This window comes from Paenibacillus sp. 2RAB27, assembly GCF_052115445.1.
Classification (GTDB): Bacteria; Bacillota; Bacilli; order Paenibacillales; family NBRC-103111; genus Paenibacillus_E.
In genome coordinates this window covers 148,501-166,888 of sequence record NZ_JBFRGR010000007.1, presented here as the reverse complement: position 1 = coordinate 166,888, position 18,388 = coordinate 148,501, and the positions used below count along the sequence as shown (strand labels likewise).

Annotated in this window: 21 protein-coding genes; 9 read left to right on the top strand and 12 right to left on the bottom strand. The window is 46.3% G+C overall.

The annotated features are described in order from the left end of the window. The first annotated feature begins 97 nt into the window (after positions 1–97). The 7 genes from AB4114_RS13115 to AB4114_RS13085 all read left to right on the top strand — a co-directional run bounded on the left by AB4114_RS13115 (position 98) and on the right by AB4114_RS13085 (position 3,681). Positions 98–1,108: a glycosyltransferase family 2 protein gene (locus AB4114_RS13115; RefSeq protein WP_441988861.1), complete on the top strand. Its 1,011-nt coding sequence runs from the start codon at positions 98–100 to the stop codon at positions 1,106–1,108. Positions 1,109–1,113: 5 nt separating this feature from the next. Next, complete coding sequence (locus tag AB4114_RS13110) at positions 1,114–1,551, top strand: GtrA family protein (RefSeq protein WP_441988860.1); 438 nt, start codon at positions 1,114–1,116, stop codon at positions 1,549–1,551. Between the two features lie 35 nt (positions 1,552–1,586). Next, positions 1,587–1,880 carry an alpha/beta-type small acid-soluble spore protein gene (locus tag AB4114_RS13105; RefSeq protein WP_441988859.1) on the top strand — a complete coding sequence of 98 codons (294 nt, stop codon included), beginning with the start codon at positions 1,587–1,589 and terminating at the stop codon, positions 1,878–1,880. A gap of 110 nt (positions 1,881–1,990) precedes the next feature. Further along, positions 1,991–2,434: an Hsp20/alpha crystallin family protein gene (locus AB4114_RS13100; RefSeq protein ID WP_441988858.1), complete on the top strand. Its 444-nt coding sequence runs from the start codon at positions 1,991–1,993 to the stop codon at positions 2,432–2,434. 154 nt (positions 2,435–2,588) lie between these two features. Further along, positions 2,589–2,807 (top strand): hypothetical protein, encoded by a 219-nt coding sequence (locus tag AB4114_RS13095; protein ID WP_441988857.1) that lies wholly within the window; start codon positions 2,589–2,591, stop codon positions 2,805–2,807. An 8-nt stretch (positions 2,808–2,815) separates the two neighbouring features. Next, a complete protein-coding gene (locus tag AB4114_RS13090) occupies positions 2,816–3,313 on the top strand; it encodes a hypothetical protein (protein WP_441988856.1) in 498 nt (165 codons plus the stop codon). Between the two features lie 17 nt (positions 3,314–3,330). After that, positions 3,331–3,681 carry a hypothetical protein gene (locus AB4114_RS13085; protein ID WP_441988855.1) on the top strand — a complete coding sequence of 117 codons (351 nt, stop codon included), beginning with the start codon at positions 3,331–3,333 and terminating at the stop codon, positions 3,679–3,681. 23 nt (positions 3,682–3,704) lie between these two features. Here the strand turns inward: AB4114_RS13085 and AB4114_RS13080 are convergent, their stop codons facing one another. The 4 genes from AB4114_RS13080 to AB4114_RS13065 form a co-directional block, all read right to left on the bottom strand. Beyond that, entirely contained in the window at positions 3,705–3,965 is a 261-nt protein-coding gene (locus AB4114_RS13080) for a hypothetical protein (protein ID WP_441988854.1), read from the bottom strand. 21 nt (positions 3,966–3,986) lie between these two features. After that, positions 3,987–4,229: a spore germination protein gene (locus AB4114_RS13075; protein WP_056609042.1), complete on the bottom strand. Its 243-nt coding sequence runs from the start codon at positions 4,227–4,229 to the stop codon at positions 3,987–3,989. A gap of 179 nt (positions 4,230–4,408) precedes the next feature. Further along, positions 4,409–4,738, bottom strand: a complete 330-nt coding sequence (locus tag AB4114_RS13070; protein ID WP_441988853.1) for a hypothetical protein — start codon at positions 4,736–4,738, stop codon at positions 4,409–4,411. Positions 4,739–4,841: 103 nt separating this feature from the next. Further along, positions 4,842–6,392: an FAD-dependent oxidoreductase gene (locus AB4114_RS13065; RefSeq protein ID WP_441988852.1), complete on the bottom strand. Its 1,551-nt coding sequence runs from the start codon at positions 6,390–6,392 to the stop codon at positions 4,842–4,844. A 166-nt stretch (positions 6,393–6,558) separates the two neighbouring features. Here AB4114_RS13065 and AB4114_RS13060 point away from each other — a divergent pair, with 166 nt between their 5' ends. Next, complete coding sequence (locus tag AB4114_RS13060; protein WP_441988851.1) at positions 6,559–7,104, top strand: GNAT family N-acetyltransferase; 546 nt, start codon at positions 6,559–6,561, stop codon at positions 7,102–7,104. A gap of 1,192 nt (positions 7,105–8,296) precedes the next feature. Here the strand turns inward: AB4114_RS13060 and AB4114_RS13055 are convergent. The 4 genes from AB4114_RS13055 to AB4114_RS13040 all read right to left on the bottom strand — a co-directional run bounded on the left by AB4114_RS13055 (position 8,297) and on the right by AB4114_RS13040 (position 11,522). Beyond that, positions 8,297–8,530, bottom strand: coding sequence for a DUF1128 domain-containing protein (locus AB4114_RS13055; RefSeq protein WP_376769501.1), 234 nt, complete (start codon positions 8,528–8,530; stop codon positions 8,297–8,299). Between the two features lie 114 nt (positions 8,531–8,644). Beyond that, a complete protein-coding gene (locus tag AB4114_RS13050) occupies positions 8,645–9,301 on the bottom strand; it encodes a TetR/AcrR family transcriptional regulator (protein ID WP_441988850.1) in 657 nt (218 codons plus the stop codon). A gap of 58 nt (positions 9,302–9,359) precedes the next feature. Continuing rightward, positions 9,360–10,001: a YigZ family protein gene (locus AB4114_RS13045; protein ID WP_056609032.1), complete on the bottom strand. Its 642-nt coding sequence runs from the start codon at positions 9,999–10,001 to the stop codon at positions 9,360–9,362. A gap of 165 nt (positions 10,002–10,166) precedes the next feature. Next, positions 10,167–11,522, bottom strand: a complete 1,356-nt coding sequence (locus AB4114_RS13040; protein WP_441988849.1) for a glucose-6-phosphate isomerase — start codon at positions 11,520–11,522, stop codon at positions 10,167–10,169. 124 nt (positions 11,523–11,646) lie between these two features. On the opposite strand from AB4114_RS13040, the gene AB4114_RS13035 reads away from it, so the two are divergent. After that, entirely contained in the window at positions 11,647–12,933 is a 1,287-nt protein-coding gene (locus tag AB4114_RS13035) for an NAD(P)-binding domain-containing protein (RefSeq protein ID WP_441988848.1), read from the top strand. 92 nt (positions 12,934–13,025) lie between these two features. Here the strand turns inward: AB4114_RS13035 and AB4114_RS13030 are convergent, their stop codons facing one another. From AB4114_RS13030 to AB4114_RS13015, 4 genes are all read right to left on the bottom strand, one after another. Then, complete coding sequence (locus AB4114_RS13030; protein WP_441988847.1) at positions 13,026–14,546, bottom strand: extracellular solute-binding protein; 1,521 nt, start codon at positions 14,544–14,546, stop codon at positions 13,026–13,028. A gap of 68 nt (positions 14,547–14,614) precedes the next feature. Further along, entirely contained in the window at positions 14,615–16,189 is a 1,575-nt protein-coding gene (locus AB4114_RS13025; RefSeq protein ID WP_441988846.1) for a glycoside hydrolase family 43 protein, read from the bottom strand. 71 nt (positions 16,190–16,260) lie between these two features. Next, a complete protein-coding gene (locus tag AB4114_RS13020) occupies positions 16,261–17,133 on the bottom strand; it encodes a carbohydrate ABC transporter permease (RefSeq protein ID WP_236288319.1) in 873 nt (290 codons plus the stop codon). Positions 17,134–17,163: 30 nt separating this feature from the next. Continuing rightward, on the bottom strand, positions 17,164–18,057 hold the full coding sequence (locus AB4114_RS13015) for an ABC transporter permease (protein ID WP_236288661.1): 894 nt from the start codon (positions 18,055–18,057) through the stop codon (positions 17,164–17,166). Positions 18,058–18,388: the final 331 nt, after the last annotated feature.

The window sequence follows — 18,388 nt, the reverse complement described above, 5'->3', positions numbered from 1 at the left end:
CCGTTCCGGCCGCTTACTTTTTTTAGTCCTTTTAGCTATAATAAAAGCTTAAGCCTGAATTTCATCTATTCCCTACTTAGGACGGAGACGAGGTACTGTGTCTAAACCGATTTTGACCATTGTGGTCCCTTGTTATAATGAAGAAGAAGTCCTCCCCGAAACTGTTTTTCAACTCAGTGAAGTATTAGATTCTCTCATTACAGATCAATTGGTTGCCCAGGGCAGTACGGTATTATTTGTTGATGATGGCAGTAAAGATGCAACATGGTCGCTAATCGAGCGATTCCACCTTTCCAATCCATTCATTACTGGGCTTAAGCTGGCCAAAAATGCCGGTCATCAAAGCGCCTTACTCGCTGGACTTCTGAAAGCGAAAGCGTATTCCGACTGTGTCGTTTCCATCGATGCGGATCTGCAGGACGATACATCTGTCATTCGTGAATTTCTTGTTAAATTCCATGAAGGCTACGATATTGTCTACGGTATCCGTCAGGATCGTTCATCTGATACTTTTTTCAAGCGAGCTACAGCGCAAGGCTTTTATAAACTCATGACTTCGTTAGGTGTAAAAATTCAATACAATCATGCGGACTTCCGCTTAATGAGCAAGCGTACGCTCGATAATTTGGAGAAGTTTCAAGAGGTTAATTTATTCCTCCGAGGATTAGTCCCTCTGCTAGGATTTCCCTCTACACAGGTCTATTATGACCGGAAGGAACGATTTGCTGGTGAATCCAAATATCCGCTGCGCAAAATGCTCGCTTTTGCCTTCGATGGCATCACATCTTTCAGTGTAACTCCCATTCGTTTGGTTACGGTGATGGGCTTTCTGCTCTTCGCACTTAGTGTAGTTGCGGCTATTTATGCGATTGTAGGCAAATTACTTGGGGAGAACGTTACGGGTTGGACTTCTCTTATTCTCTCTGTCTGGTTCATCGGTGGTGTACAGCTACTTGCGATTGGTTTGATCGGCGAATACATAGGTAAAATATATAAAGAAGTGAAGCAGCGCCCGCTTTTCGTTATCGAAAAGGATTTAACCGAGCAAGCTCAAGAGCAGGCAACCCTCACTTCGCAGGCGAGTCAACCTGCCTCTGCAAGGCGGTAATTGGAATGACCTCCACTTCACTCAAATCCTTGCTAACAGGCAGCTTTGCGCGTTTCTTACTCGTTGGTGTGTTGAATACGCTGGTGGGTCTATCCGCCAGTTTTGCACTTTATAACCTACTAGATCTGAATTACTGGCTATCGACCTTTGGCGGCAATACGATTGGTGCGGTAGTGAGTTATCTGCTGAACCGTACGTTTACCTTTCGCTCCAAAGCCAGCATCGGCAGCAGTTGGTGGAAGTTCGGACTGATCATACTCGTCTGTTACGGATTTTCTTATGGGATCAGCTGGCTGCTTGCCGAAGCGCTCAGTTCTTATCTCCCAAATGCCAGCACGAACTGGCTCCATAACGGTGCCATCCTGGTAGGGAATGGCTTGTACACGATTGGCAATTATGTCGGGCATAAATATTTCACCTTTCGTACTCATGATTCGAAATGAGGCAGGGCATCCTAACACCTAAGAGGTGATAGACGATGTCACGAAGAAGAAGAAACCGGGCTATGGTGCCCGAATCCGAACATGGCTTAGGGCTTCTCAAGGCCCACGTTATGCAAAATCAAGGCTATGCCGTTAATCCGCAGCGACCTGATCTTGTCAAATACGAGGTTGCCCGCACACTTGGTGTCCCTTTGCAGCAAGGCTATAATGGGCAACTCAGCTCAGAAGACGCCGGCCGAGTCGGCGGTCCAATCGGCGGCGCGATGGTACGAGAACTCGTACGCATGGCACAGCAGCAGATGGCGAATCAGCAGCCTCCGCAGCAGTAAGCATGTCCCGCATTTTAGATGTCAGCCATAATCCGACGCATCCCCACATAAACTAGTAGCAAGCTGCTTGCAGCTCTACTTTTAATGGTGAAGTCAGGTGATGATGGCAGATGAATCCTCCAGGCAATCGTTCGTCAAAACCCGATTGGAAGGGACTATCGGCGCAAGCCGGCGATGTGTTAGGCCCCGAGTTCTGGCAGGATATTGCCAGTATTATTCCGCTAACCGGACCCCGAGTTGATATGTATGAAACGCCGCAGGAACTCGTTGTGGTCGCTGAGGTTCCAGGATTGTCATCCCCTGAGAACATCCAGCTATCCTTCCGCGACCAGTCCCTCTTAATCAGAGGAATGCTCGTTCGTCCTTATCAGGTCAGTGATGAGCAAATGCGACTGTCTGAGCGCTATTTTGGCACATTTGAGCGAGCGATTCGCTTGCCTGGCAGAGCTTTGACCGATCAGATGCGAGCACAGTATCATAACGGTTTGCTTATCATTCGTATTCCGCTTGCTCCGGAGGGTGGAGAGAAGGTTATTCCCATACAGTTTACTTGAGACAACGGTTGAAGAAAGATCACCGTAGCTCCTCCTTTTATGAAGGAGGAGCTACGGTGATCTTTTTGTTTTGCAAAAAAAGAAATGATTCTGCGTTTGTCCCCATATACATGGGAGGGAGAAGCTAAAATTAGAGGATTTGGAGGGAATGACCATGGTTCGGATCCAATTTCAATCCATTCATATTGATGACATAACGGAGAACTCTAGCGTTAATAAGGGCAGTAATCGGATCAGCGGCAGAAGACATTCTGTCAAGACGAATCAAGGGCTTGGGGCCATAAATGGTAAACGTAATGTTGTGTTGGGCGGGAAGCATGCGGTCCTGGATAATGATACGTTTGATGTTAAACCGAATACACGAAAGAGCTGACCTAACCTATGTGGTTTCAAAAAAAGAAAAAGTCGCCGCCTCCAACCGGACCCTCTAACGCCACTCCCAAACCGCCATCAGTTATGCGAACAGAATCTTTGCCGTCTTCCGTACACACACAAACCGTTCACTTATTGGAACAGCGGCTTCGAAAATTGGAAGAACAGTTAGCCGACCTCTCTGCTAAACACCCGCGCATTCATATCGATAATCTGCACGTCCATCAGCCTGTTCTCGAAAACTTAACATTTCGACTCGATCATCTCGACATTAAGGAGCTTAGCGGTTCGTTGAATTTGGGCAACAATTTCGGTGCTAAACCGAATGGGAAAGCGCAGGATGAGGCCGTGGATAAGGCATTCCAGCGTTCTCAAGTCACCAAAGAACCGCGACAGGAGCGCGCGTCAGACGATCTCTCGAAATCGTCGCCCGAACAAGAGGGTCCAGGCCCTGAGCGAACCTCAACCGGCTACCGCTATACCCCTCCCCAGTCGTCAAAAGTATAAAGATGAGGTGATTGACTGTGTCATCATTCATGTCTCCAACCTTTATCATCGGTTCGATCCGGATTGGCTCCGTGGAAAGTGCATCCTGCATCAATATGGGAAATAATTGGCCCACTGATTTTCAAAGTAATCAAAAAACAGTTCAAGGCTTTGGCGCCGTCGAAGGCGACCATAATCAGTTGGTCGGTACCCGTTCGATGCTGAACGATTCCGACTTCCTCGACATGCTCAATGTTGGCGATAACGATACGCCCGAATGGCTGCAAGAGATGATAACTGTGCAAGCACAAGCATCGGGCTTCACCACAGCAGCTGCCTCTCCACCTCCAACAGACGCAACGACGAAAGCTCCGCAAACGGCCGAGTAAGGCTGCCCGCGGAGCTTTATTTTTCAAACACGGCCAATGATCAAATCACCCTTGGTATAGGGTGCATCAATGATATCGTTATCGTACACGGTGTTTATATTGTTCCACACCACGTTATGTTCACCACTCACTTCACCAAGGCCACTATTGATTTTACCGCTCGTTGACCAATTTACTTGTGCGTTCGTACCAATGAATATGCCAGAAGCATCGGCGATCGAATTGACATGAATCGAATCAAATTGAATCAATGGCGGGTCTAACGGTCCGGGTAGATTCAGCATCGCTTACAACCCACCCTTCATTTAAACTTGATTCGTTATGGCTGGTTTAAAGTCCTGATCATTAATTGGCGCATCAATAAAGTCATTATCAAAGATGGTATTGACGAAGTTACAGGCGATCGAATTACCGATGAATTCACCGGTGCCGTAATTGTTTTTGCTATGGGAATCCCAGCTGGATTGTGCATTTTCACCAATCCCGATCGTTGCATTCGTATTCTGATTATTAATATTGATCATGTTAAACACGATGGAACTCGGCATGCTGCTCACTCCCTATCCGCGATTGGTTCTAGGGCTGCTCCCTCATGCACGGGACCCCGCCGTAAACCTGTATCTTAGCCTATTCAGTGAGCAGGGAAATGGTGCGGCCTTTCGTAGATGCTTCTCCCAATGAGAAAAGACTCTTCCCAGAAGGAAAGAGTCTTTTTCGAGCGCGATGATCAGAACCAGAGTCCTGGACCACCGAAGCCGCCAAAGCCAGGGCCAAAGCCACCGCCAAACCCACCAAAGCCAGGGCCAAAGCCTCCACCAAAGCCACCGCCAAACCCACCAAAGCCAAAAGGTGTAGTGCCAATCGCTAACAGGTCAAATAAAACCAACGGAATAATCGCTTTTACTTGCACTTTTTTTCCGTTTTGTGGAGAAACCATCAACGTGTTACCGCTGATCCGCACCAATTTACCCGTTACTTGTGTACCATCTTTCTTAAGAGCCACAATTTCTTTCCCGATCAATTTACGCACTTCGTCTTTACGAATTCTGGATGCCACGAACGTCCACCTCCTTCACGTGAGCAGAGATACATTGCTCTACAGTGTATGGCTTATGGGGTAATATCGCATGGATAGCTGTCCATTTTTAGCAAAAATACGCTCATGTCTCTACAGTAAGCTTGGTCAATGCCTTTTTGGCTGGTCCTTCAATGACATCACCTTGGAACGAATATCTGGAACCGTGACACGGACAGTCCCATGTACGCTCCGCGTCATTCCAATCGACTTCACACCCCAAATGGGTACAAGTCGTATCAACAATGTGCAGTTCGCCATTCGGCTCTCTGTAAGCACCAGCTCTCTTCCCCTTCACACTAACGACAGCCCCTTCATCAGGCGACAGTTCTTCAGGGTGCTTATGCAGCAAATCAAACTTGCCAGCAACAAACTCTTTGGCCACGTTGGCATTCTGCATGACAAATGTTTTGATGCTGGGATCGGCATGGAAACGATGCGGTGTAAACACTTCTTCGTAGGGGCTCTTCTCCCCTAGAATAATCTTCGTATTCAGCAACGCCGCTACCATGCTGGTCGTCATTCCCCATTTGCGAAAGCCAGTCGCCATGAGGAGGTTAGGAGCATCGGAAAACTGCTGTCCGATATAGGGCATTTTATCCAGTGTGAACACATCTTGAGCCGACCAACGATACAAAATCTCCTGAAGACCGAACATCTCCTCGCCGAACTTCTGAAGATTTTCATAATACTGATGCGTACATAGACCTTGCCCTGTCTTATGACCCTCACCGCCGATAAGAACCGCAGGTTCCCCATTGATGGTGACAGCACGAAGAGAACGAGTTGGCTGCTCTACGTTGATGTACATCCCCCCAGGGTAAGCTTTCTCCGTGCGTGCTGCAATGACATACGACTTCTCCGCATGCAGACGAGTGAAATACGCGCCCTTGATGTCGTTGAACGGATAGTGGGAGGCTGTGACAACATAATTGCATGTAACTTGATGCCCTTGCTTTGTTTTGACAAGGGATGGCTGCTCTTGGGTCGCACCTACGACGGTTGTTCCCTCATAAATTTGACCACCCAGCTTCGTAATCTCCTGAAGGAGTCTGATCAGGTAAGGCACAGGATTGAACCTAGCTTGCCCCTTTAGTCGGATGGCTGCTTTCGTCGCGAAAGGCAGAGGCGTGGATTCCAGATAATCGCCACCGATTTGCAGCTGCCCATATGCCATGTATTCGTCCTGTAGTTGGTTTAAATAATCATCATCACTCGTATAGAGATAAGCATCTTCATCTGTAAGCTGACAGTCGATGTTTAGATCAGCAATCGTTTGTTTGATAAGCGTCAGCGCTTCTTGATTGGCCTCATAATAAAGACGAGTCTTCTCCTCTCCAAAATGGGAAAGAAACTCATGATATATCAGTCCATGTTGCGTTGTAATTTTGGCGGTCGTGTGTCCCGTCGTTCCTTCTAGGATTGGACCGGCATTCAGAACAACAACCTTAACGCCTCGCTTGGCGAGTAGATAGGCCGTTGTGATGCCAGTAATACCTGCGCCAATGACGACTACATCGGTCTTCAGATCGGTTGTTAGTGGGGGAAACTGCGGGAGCTTGTCGACAGAATCAAGCCAGAATGACTTGGGGAATTGCGGTAAAGTAGCGGCGGAAGCCTCTCCATGTTGCGTCAATGTCACTTTCTCCTTATGTGCCAATTTCTACCTATTTTGTCCTTGGTAAAGGGATTTTATGTATGGGAAAATGGATGATGACTTGTAACGGAACATACGTTCCGATATGATGGAGATAACAGCAGAGCCCAATTGCTAGATTACTACGTATGTTAGGAGTGAGCAAATGTCAGAGAAAGTGAACGCTTCACAGGTTACCATCGTGCCTTGGTCCGAATTGGATCTTGAACTTCTGCGGCTGATTAATGCTCCTGAGATGATGGAGCACCTGGGTGGTCCGGAAACAGAGGAGCAGCTGGCAATTCGTCATAAACGGTATCTGGAAATTAGCGGCAAAGGCAAGGGGCACATGTTTAGCATCGTACTGCTGCCTGATCGTGAAGCCGTGGGTAGTATTGGATACTGGGACAGCCATTGGCAAGGAGAACATGTTTACGAAGTCGGTTGGAGTGTGCTGCCCAGCTTTCAAGGTCGCGGGCTAGCCAGTAGCGCCTTACAGGCAGCTATTTCCCATGCGAGATCAGAGGCCAAATTTCAGTGGATGCATGCTTTCCCCTCGATTCACAATCCAGCATCGAATGCTGTGTGTCGCAAGCTTAACTTTACGCTGATGAGCGAGTGTGAATTCGAGTATCCACCTGGACATTTCATGCAATGTAACGATTGGCGATTGGCGATTGATGAATCCCGAGTGCCGATTGATGGGATTTAACTGCAGTATCTAGCATTTGGCGGTCACTAGCATCGCGAAACGTAGAAATCAGGCAAGTAGCTGGTAGTGTGGGGCTCATGTTGGGGATGCTGGGGCTGCTGGGATTGCTGGGATTGCTGGGATTGCTGGGATTGCTGGGGTTGCTGGGGTTGCTGGGGTTGCTGGGGATGCTGGGGTTGCGCTGATTGATTAACTGGATTTTCTACAGCTAAATCCGGGGAAATCTAGCATTGTTGGCGTTTAACTGGATTTCCTACAGGTAATTGTGCTCGGTATGACCAATTTGATGAAATTCGCTGAAATTAACGTGAGAAAATCCAGTTATTTCCCAAAAATCGAAAATTTAGCTTGAATTAGATGCAGAAAATCCAGTTATTCACACGATCAGGATGTCTTGCGGCCGCCAAGGGGGAACGGGACAGGAGGGTAAGGAGAGTAGTTGAAGGGTAATTGGAGAGTAGTAAGGATAAATAGAAGAATGTGGGAAAAGTGGAGTTGTGTGAGGTAGTAGGAAAATGTGAGGTAATGTGAGGTAATAGGAGAATGTGAAGTAGTGTGAGGTAGTAGGAGAATGTGAAGTAATGAGTAGCAAGGGAGTGAGTGGAAGCTACGAATGTAGTGCCCGATGAAGTAAGGTTGTTGATTTTCTGATAACTCTCAAGTCTTCAAGTCCTCTAACCCTGTGAGAAAACCTCTATCGAGGCTATTCAAAGATGTGCGACCGCGTTAAAGCTGAGAGACTTTGGTCTCCGACCAAAGGTCCCTATATATGGTTTTATCGCCAAATAGAAAGATGTTTTCGGGATCCGAAAACTTATACTTTCTATTGTGGTCCAAAATGCAAAAGAGCACTTTTCGAGTGGGTTTCCCCAACGTTATTGGAAATTGATGCAAATAGGCATCAATTTGGAGTGATTTCAGGAGATTATCCTTAAATACATTAAAAAGGTTGCCTTTTTGCACGAATTCACCAATTTCATCCATAATTTAGCGAAAAAGGTTGTATTTTTGCATTTTTGAGAAGGGGAGCGATGAGCGAGAGCAATCGACCAAACCCCCACGCTGCCCCGTAGTTCCAAGTTCGGGGTTCGGAACCAAATCACAACAAAAAACCGCTCCTCCAACACAAGGTCAGAAACAGCGGCAGGCTTATGCGGTGAGGCGGTATGCTTTTAGGATAAGTATGTGTCTACTAGGCTTTGCGAATTTTCCCAAGCTCGGTTGTAATCGCGTCAATCTCGCTAATGCTGAAACGATCCTTGCTCGTAACCATATCATAAAGATCCTTCAAATCCTCGTACATTTCTTCTTTCACGTTGGAGGCTTTAATGGATCCTCCTGTTGCCATGCGCAGCTTTCTCGTAATACCTTCAAACATAAATTCAACGTTCGCTTCCGACCATGTATTCAAATCCAATGTAATCATCCTTCCATCGCTGTCTTTTCATCATTTTAAAGCACATACAAGGTAATGTAAAATACAGTTTGTCTCATATGCAAAAAAGAAGCAAAGACAGAACGTCTCGCTTCCTTATTTCTTCTATATCACGATTGATTTAAGTACATTCGGCCCAACCATTTTGACTAGCGGACGTTGCAATTCAGCGGAATCGACATCCAGACTAACACAGATAAGGCGAATATGCTCGTCAGCCAATCTACGTGCATCCTCGTATGATAGCTTAAACTGAATACAATAGGAAATAAAGCCATGTAAAGACATAAACAAATTCCACGGAAGTGTAAACTTCCGACTCTCAGCTCCTGGCTGATCTACCATCACTTCACGAATCACAATGGCAAACATGTCCAAGCACTGCGCCTGTTCGGTACGAGAGTATTGCTGTAGTTCTGGCTCGTTAATCATAAACATCATTTCGTAGTGATTCGGATTACTTAAACCAAACCAGACGAATTCCATCATTAACTTTTGAAGCAAATTCACGCTAAACCCATGCTCACGAACAATCATTTCCCGCTGACGCTGCAGCAGTAAGGCAAAATCGTCTTTAATTAGTGCATAAAATAACTCAGCTTTTTCATTAAAATGGTAATATAACGCACCATGACTGTACCCCATTGCTTTAGCAATGCTTCGCATCGTTAAAGCGCGATAGCCGAAAGTAGCGAATAATTCCCGCGCCTCTGTAAGAATTCGTTCTCTGCTAAGCTCTTGCGCGACTGCTTTCCTAGCCATTCCTATCCCTCCGCATCCTCAGCTCATATGAAATTTGTTGGGTCTTCTGGGAGCCTGCCTATTCAGGCAAGCTCTCGTGAACGATATATTCGTTCTCACCCGCGACGATCAAGCTTTGACCTTGTGTAACATCAGTTGCCCAATTCATGAATGCTTCCGCTTCAGCCGCTAAAGGATAACAAGGAACGGTTACTTTGTCCGTGAACCCAATATCCCCTAGCAGCATCCCTTGATTTCTCAGTTCGTTTTCCAGTTTGCCATACCATGTATAATCGACTTCAATCAGCACGAGCTGATGATTTACTTTATAAATCGGCTTTCCTGCTTCTATGCCTGCCACAGCCCCATCCGTATAAGCGCGAATAAGTCCGCCAGCACCTAACATGATGCCACCAAAATAACGAGTAACTACGACAACGGTATTCTTGAGCCCTTGATGCTTCATCACTTCCAGAATCGGCTTCCCTGCGGTACCGCTGGGTTCTCCATCATCGGATTGCTTCTGGATTTGATCCCGCTCCCCAATGATATACGCACTGCAATTATGCGTCGCCGCTCTGTGTTCTTTCTTGATCGCTTCAATAAACTGGATTGCTTCTTCTTCTGACTCTACGGGTTTAGCATGACCGATGAAACGTGACTTCTTGATGATAATCTCAGACGAACCATACGAATGGATTGTGCGATAATGTGCTAGCATAGCCAACCTTTCTCGGTAGAAGGAAACAACTGTTTCACTATATTCTACACACAACATTAGACTTCGACAATATAGAAAGAAAATTTACCACATAAATAATGGAAAAAAAGGTGCAAAAAAACGACCTATCCGATAGGATTGATCGCTTTTTGTTTAAGTTGAAAATTATTGCTGCAAACGAGCCTCAAGCTCGGCTTTTTCTTTCTCATAGCCAGGCTTGCCTAAGAGAGCAAACATGTTCTTTTTGTACGCTTCAACACCCGGTTGATCGAACGGATTCACACCCATCAAATAGCCGCTGATGCCGCATGCTTTTTCAAAGAAATAGACCATGTATCCGAAAGAGTAAGGCGTCATATCAGGCAATGTTACGATCAGGTTCGGTACTTGACCGTCCGTGTGCGCAAGCATCGTGCCTTGGAATGCCTTCTTGTTTACGAAATCCATCGTTTTGCCGCTAAGGAAATTCAGACCATCCAGATCATCGCTATCTGTACCGATCGTGATATGATCAGCCACTTGGTCAACTTGGATAACCGTTTCGAACAAAATGCGATTACCATCTTGAACGAATTGTCCCATGGAGTGAAGATCCGTTGAGAAGTCTACGGAAGCAGGATAAATCCCTTTGTAGTCCTTCCCTTCGCTCTCACCGAACAATTGCTTCCACCACTCCGATACGAAGTGCAAGGATGGCTCATAGTTCACAAGGATTTCAATCGTTTTTCCTTTACGATACAAGGAGTTACGAACAGCTGCATATTGGTAAGCTTGGTTTTCGCTCAGCTTCGGATTCGAGAATTCTTGCTGCGCATCTGCCGCACCTTTCATGATCGCTTCAACATCAATGCCAGCAGTCGCAATTGGCAATAAACCAACCGCTGTTAGCACGGAGTAACGTCCACCAACATCATCCGGAATAACGAAAGTTTCGTAGCCTTCTGCTGTTGCCAAAGTTTTGAGAGCGCCCTTCTCCTGATCCGTTGTTGCGTAGATACGCTTGCGAGCGGCTTCCTTAACGTATTTCTTCTCCAATAATTCGCGGAAAATACGGAAAGCAATCGCTGGCTCAGTTGTTGTACCGGATTTGGAGATCACATTCACGGAGAAATCTTTGCCTTCAAGCAATTGAAGCAAGTGCGTGACATATGTAGAAGAGATGTTATTTCCTACGAAATAAATCTCAGGTGTTTTACGTTTATCTTTTGGCAAAATGTTATAAAAAGAATGAGACAACATTTCTAGCGCAGCACGTGCACCTAGATAGGAACCACCAATACCGATCACGACAAGCACGTCGGAATCCGATTGAATTTGCTTCGCGGACGCTTGAATGCGGGCAAACTCTTCACGATTATAGTTCTCAGGAAGATCTACCCATCCTAAATAATCAGAGCCTGCACCTGTTTTGTTATGAAGCTGATCATGGGCTAGCTCCACTTGTGCCGACAAATAATCGACCTCATGCTGGGATAGAAAGGATAATGCCTTGCTGTAATCAAATTGTAATTTTTTACTCAATAGGTTCGCCTCCATCTCTATTTTTCACCTTTTCCTAGCATACTTATTTGCTTGTCTAAAAGCAAGCGAGAAAGGAATTCACAGGTATTAATTCCCATGCTAAAATGAAGTCAGAGGTGAGGACATGAAACGTATCGGCTTTATTGGACTTGGCACAATGGGTAGGCCCATGGCTGCTAACCTTATTCAAAAAGGTTTTATGGTAACTGTGTATAATCGTACTGCTGGCAAAGCGGACGAGCTTGAGCAAATGGGGGCTGAGGTTGGCCTCACGCCTGCGGAAGTCGCTCGCAACTCAGATGTCCTATTTACAATGCTCAGCAATGATGCTGCGCTTCTCGAAACATTTTACAGTGAGCAAGGTATTCTGAGAGGTATTCACCCGGCACTCACGATTATTGACACCAGCACCGTATCTCCCCAAACAAGTCAAAAGCTCGCGGAAGAGCTCGCAGCACATTTCGTCGACTTCCTCGACGCGCCTGTTACAGGTACGAAGCCCGCTGCTGAAGCAGGTACGCTTACGTTCATGGTTGGCGGCAGCCAGGAAGTATTCGAAGAGCAGCAAGAATTGTTCCACGTACTTGGCAGCAAAGCCCTTTACCTAGGACCGAGCGGTTCTGGCTCCTATGCAAAGCTCGCTCACAATACGATGGTCGGGATTAATCTTGCGGGACTTGCCGAAGGCCTGTCAATTGCCACGAAAGCTGGGATTCACCCTAGCCAATTCTTAGAAATCGTCCGCTCAGGCGGAGCCAATAGCAAGCAAGTTGAGCTCAAAGGCGATAAAATTCTCGATCGCGATTTCAGCAATCAATTCTCCTTGAAGCTGATGCTGAAAGATTTGCTGCTAGCGCAAGAAATAACGAGTAAGTTTCAATTACCGACGCCCATGCTGCAGTCTGCTACCAATCTGTTCCAGATCGGCCTAAGTAAAGGCTTAGGTGAGGAAGATCTTAGCGCTGTCATTAAGTGCTACGAGGAATGGATGGGACAAGATGTTGTTAATCCTAGTGCACCTGTTGTTACTGAACCGGTGAAAGCCGCTTCCCCGCTCTCGGGTCGCGAACGTCGCAAAAATACACGGGTTCAGCTGGATATTAACTTGAAGCTATCCATTTACCAATGGGAGCAAGAAGGCTCTTTTTCCGGGCAAAATATTGACGGAACTCTCTTCGATTTATCCGAAAGCGGACTGCAGATCACGACCAATGTGCTGCTTGCGCCGGATATGTTCGTCGTCATCCACTTCCCTCAGGAAGCTGGATTACCACCGATTACGGGTCGTGTCATTCGCATCGTGACCGAAGGACGCAGCTTCCGCTATGGTTGTATGCTGTCCGGCTTGCCGCCGTATGTGCGGATTAAGCTGGAGCAGTATATTGAGGATCATATTGCGAGTACGGTGTAGGACATTTAAGCATTATACACTTTACTAAATAGCGCTATTAGGAAAAGAGCTGTCCCTAGGGGACCCTAGAGACAGCTCTTTTTTACAATCCATTATTTCTTTTTCGCTTTTGCATAAGACTCTTTGAATTCTTGGATCACTTTGTCTCCGCCAGCTGTTCGCCACTTCTGAATCTCAGCCTTCCAGCCCGCTTCATCAATTTTACCCATAATGAATTTCGTTTCGGCATCTGTAATCATTTGATCCAGCTCTTTGCCCTTCTCTGAGATCGTAGCCGAATCTAGCGTAAGCGCTGGGTTTACCACGATATACTTCTCATTTTCTAGGCCAATCTTTTTGTTCTTATTGAACAGATCTGGCTGTTTCATAGGCTTCGCTATATTGTAAGCCTCACTACGTTGAGGCAAGTTATCACGATAAGGCTTCACTTCTTTGGCATCCGCATCACGATCAAGCGGCTCAGTAAATTCGCCCTTATCCGCCCAATGCTTTCCTTCAATCCCTTTTACCAATAGCATTGCCATCGTCGGATCCATGAGCTTATCCACAAAGGTTAATACCTTCTTCATCTCAGCTTCGGTCTTAACGGATGACTTTGGAATCGCCAAGAAACCGTTGTTCCCACTCTCACTCGGCAATTTAATACCGTTCGGGCCCTCTAGAGGTCCTGCATCAATAACCGCTGTCGGCACAACTTTAATGAGTTTATCATACCAAGACTGCGCATTGCCTCCGCTAATCGTGATACCTCCGCGTCCTGATTGATATTGTTTATCAACTTCTGTCACGTCGACTACTGCAAAGTCTTGGTTAATCAACTTCTCTTCGTACAGCCGCTTAAACAACTTCATCGTTTCGAAGAATGGCTCCGAGACAAATTCTGGTGTAAAGCTGCCGTCCACGACTTGCCATTTGTTCGGCCCGCCTTGGGAAACGGTAATTCGAGTTAACAAGGAATCCGCGTCTTGATTATATCTTTTGGATAAAATGAGTCCGTACGTATCGTTCTTGCCATTTTTATCAGGGTCACCTGTGGTCATCCCTTTGGCAACGTTATACCAGTCATCCAACGTTTTCGGTGCTTTAAGACCTAGTGCATCCATCCAATCTTTGCGGAAATGAACAACAGACCGTCCTAAATCGCGAAACAAAGGAACACCATACACCTTACCGTTAACCGCAATATTGTCATAGAACTGCTGATTTTGAGCAGCCAGGTTTTTGTAATCTTTGAGATAGGGCCCGATTTCCCAGAACAAATCTGATTTGACGGAGCTAATGATACTCGGGTTATTGTAGTTTAGTTTGATCAACTTAGGCAGCTCATTCGAAGCAATCATGACATTAACCTTTTCATCATAGGCAGCCTGAGGTATCCATTGTATTTGCAGATCAGTGTTCGTATAGGCTCTAATCGACTTCTCCATTTCACTGTCTTTCGAAGGCACTTCACCAACCTGGTTCACCACAAGTGAAAGTGGAAAAGGCGTATTGTCCGGAACCTTCATCGTGCTTGCCGATCCTGTATCTCCCTTACTCGAACAAGCTGTTAATACGGTCGTTGTCAACAAAGCTGTTCCCATAAGCGTCGCAATCTGTTTTCTTCTGTTCATTCTAGTTACCCCTCCAATGAATGATTATACGCTAAATGAAGCTTAAGCCGTTACTTGTTGGCTGAAGATCAATTCGTATCGAGCTCAACGTACTCAAAATAATCAAAATCCGCATGGTTCTTGCTCTGTCCGCCATTACTCTCCGCAAACAGGCCTATGTATGCGCCAACAAATCCACCAGCTTTATCCGCGCTCAAAATGGTAGCGTCGACATGATCACATAACAGCATCCAAGCTTCCGCTGTTTCAGCGTAGTCAAAGCGCAAGCTCTGTTCGAGCGCCTCCACCTTCAGATAGACGCGATCGGCATGGAGCTTACAAGAAGCAAGCACAGTCTCGATGCCATTCTCCCTTCTAACGAGTCGCAGGATCGTTTGGGAACTTTCATTCATGCTGATTTCCAGCCTGAATTGGAAGTCATTGTTCTGCAGCAGCACTAAACCTGCGGCTTCATGAGGGCTTCCCGGCGTGAACGCCACCGAAGTTCGCACGGCAAATGAGAAATGCTGCTGGCGCCGCCCTACGAAGCTTGGATTCTCAAACTTCGTGATGGAATCTGGCTTTAGCCGCAACCTGAGATGCCCGGGCCGCTCCGTGAGGCTCCAGAAATCACCTCGCGGTGTCCGCAGGAAGCTCCACCGTTGATCCAACTCAGGTGCGTCGAAGTGATCGCACGCTGGCTTCGAAGACCAACGATGTTGTGGTAAATCTGGCCGACGCATTTCCAATTCCACGATGCCTTTGCCTGGATTGACAACCGGCCATCCTTCTTCCCATATAAATGGAATTAGGAACGTTTCACGCCCCATATTCCGGTAATGCCCTCCATAAGGCCGGGAGGCTAGACAAACCATCCACCACTCCCCGTTTTGCGTTTCTACAATATCCGCATGCCCGACATTTACAATCCCRTAGGCTTGCCCTAAATGGCGATGCGTCAGTATGGGATTGGTTTTGCCGACCTCGTAAGGTCCCGTCAATGTCTCAGATCGAGCAATTGTCACGGAATGTGTATGACCAGTTCCACCCTCTGCGATGATTAAGTAGTAATAACCGTTGATGCGGTACAAATGCGGCCCTTCCTGCGCATGAATGCCCTTCAATGCGCCATCCCATAAGCTGAAGGTTGGACCGACGAGTTGTTTCGTCTCCAGATCAAGCTCCTGCAGCCATATTTCCATATGCTTCGGATACTGCTGCCCAGCAGGCGGCATCCGGTTACCGGTGTAATACGCCTTGCCGTCTTCATCGAAAAACAACGATGGATCTATTCCTGGCGCACCTTGAAGCCAGAAGGGGTCCGACCAAGGACCTGCTGGATTGTCGGCCGTAACGAAGAAATTCCTGCGCTCGCCTGTCGCACTCACCACGAATGTCGTGATCATATAGAAGACACCATTCGCATAGCGAATCGTTGGCGCATAAATCCCTCTAGAGCATGGCGTTCCGTCTAAGTTCAGCTGAGTGGGACGATCCAACACATGCCCTAACTGCTGCCAATGAACAAGGTCCTTACTGTGGAAAATTGGAACCCCTGGGTAATACTCAAACGTAGACGTCACCATGTAATAGTCATCCCCAACCCTACAAATTGAAGGATCAGGATAAAAACCAGGCAATATCGGATTACGAAATGTAGACATGTGTACGCTCCTCCTCTTCATAAAAGGGCTAATTATCGTGTATTATCGCACCTAGCATCTAGCATCTAGCTCTAACCTTTAACCGAGCCTAACATAACGCCTTTTGTGAAATGCTTTTGCAAGAACGGATACACAATCAAGATTGGCAATGTTGCAAATACAATGACCGCCATGCGGATCGTCAAAGGTTGAATTTCCGTCTCATCGAATCCCGTGTCGCCAATCCGGCTTTGAGCCAGCATAATAATCTCTCTTAGGAGCACTTGAATCGGCCACTTCGCATTATCATTGATATAAATAATCGCATTGAAGAATTGATTCCAGTGCGCCACCGCATAAAATAAACCAAAGGTAGCCATGGCTGGCATGGAGAGCGGCAGCACGATTCGGAACAAGACACCGAGGTCTGTACAGCCATCAATTTTAGCTGAATCTTCTAACCCGTCCGGAATCTCTTGGAAGAAATTTTTCAAAACGATAAGATTAAAGGCACTAATAGCACTTGGAATCATCAGCGACCATAACGTATTCGTCAGATGCAAGTCCTTGACTACAAAATACGTKGGAATCATACCACCGCTAAACAACATGGTGATCAGAACGCCAAGTAAAATCGTTTGTCGTCCTCTTAGCTTCTTTTTCGCTAATGGATAGGCCATGAGGGCTGTGAATAATAAGTTGATAAACGTCCCGACGACCGTAATATAAATGGAAACCATCATGCTGCGAATCAAGGTATTCGTGGATAAAATATAGGTATAAGCAGAGAGCGACCATTCCTTGGGAAATAAGAGGATGCCGCCCTTGGCCACCTCGGATGGGCTTGTAAACGAAATGGCTAATACATATACAAAGGGCAAGACACAGACAAGTGCGACAATGAGCAGCACCGTATAGTTAATTGCGTCAAAGATGCGGTTTCCAAGCGTTTTATCATAAGACATTGCAGTCATTCCTCCATTTATGAGCTATGATCAGTAGACGCCCTCTTGCCCAAATCGTTTGGCGAGCCAATTAGAGCCTAGAACAAGAAATAATCCAACTGTAGACTTGAATAAACCGACAGCCGCGCTGTATCCGAACTGCCCTTGCTCCAAGCCTTTCATATACACGTACGTATCAAACACTTCGCCAACCTCGCGGTTTGTCGGTGCAAGCATCAAGAAGATATGCTCGAAGCCCGCATCGAGAAAGTTACCTAGACGAAGGATGAAGAGAATCACAATCGTAGAGCTGATCGCTGGCAGTGTAATGTGCCACACTTGCCGCCACCGAGAAGCACCATCCATTCTTGCAGCTTCATATAATTGCATATCAACGCCAGCAAGCGCTGCCAAGAAGATGATGGTCCCCCAGCCAACTTCCTTCCAAATCGATTGCGTGACGATCATCGTTCGGAACCATTCTGGCTCCATGAGGAAGGCAATCTTTTCACCGGTCAACTTAAACAATAATTCGTTGAGTATACCGTTCTCTGTCGTAAGCAGAATGTAAAAGATACCAACGACCACGACCCAAGAAACAAAATGGGGGATATAGACCAACGTTTGCACAAACCGTTTGAACTTCTCCCTGCGTATCTCATTCATCATTAGGGAAAGTACGATCGGTAAGGGGAAAAAGAAAGCAATATTGTATAAGGCAAGTAATACCGTATTTCGGAATAATCCCCAAAACTGCGGTTCATTAAAGAAACGATGAAAATGCTTTAAACCTACCCACGGGCTCCCCATATATCCCAAATGAGGCTTGTAATCCTGAAAAGCCATTAGGATGCCATACATCGGAATATATTTGAAAATAATGAAATACGCGACGCCAGGCAACAACATATAGTAAAGCCATTTGTCACGAATAAAATCTTGCATCCATATCGCCTTGCGCTGTTTGATTTTCGCTTTTTTGATTGGAGCCGCTTTCAATCCTGTATCTAGCTTCATGTCAATTCTCTCCTTCTGCTATCCATCCGATATGGGATATGACTCGAGTATGTGTGATCCCCCTATGTAAAGAAATACCTTGCAGATAACTTGATTGAAAGTTAGGAAGAGAACCATCTATCTATGGCCAATTTCGGTATAACATAGCTTTCACACAACTTGGCGTATGCCGTAAGAAACCTCCATGTAACACGGGGAAAAGGAAAAAGACTACCTCATTGACCGGTATCTAACCGTTATGAGATAGCCTTTATGATCT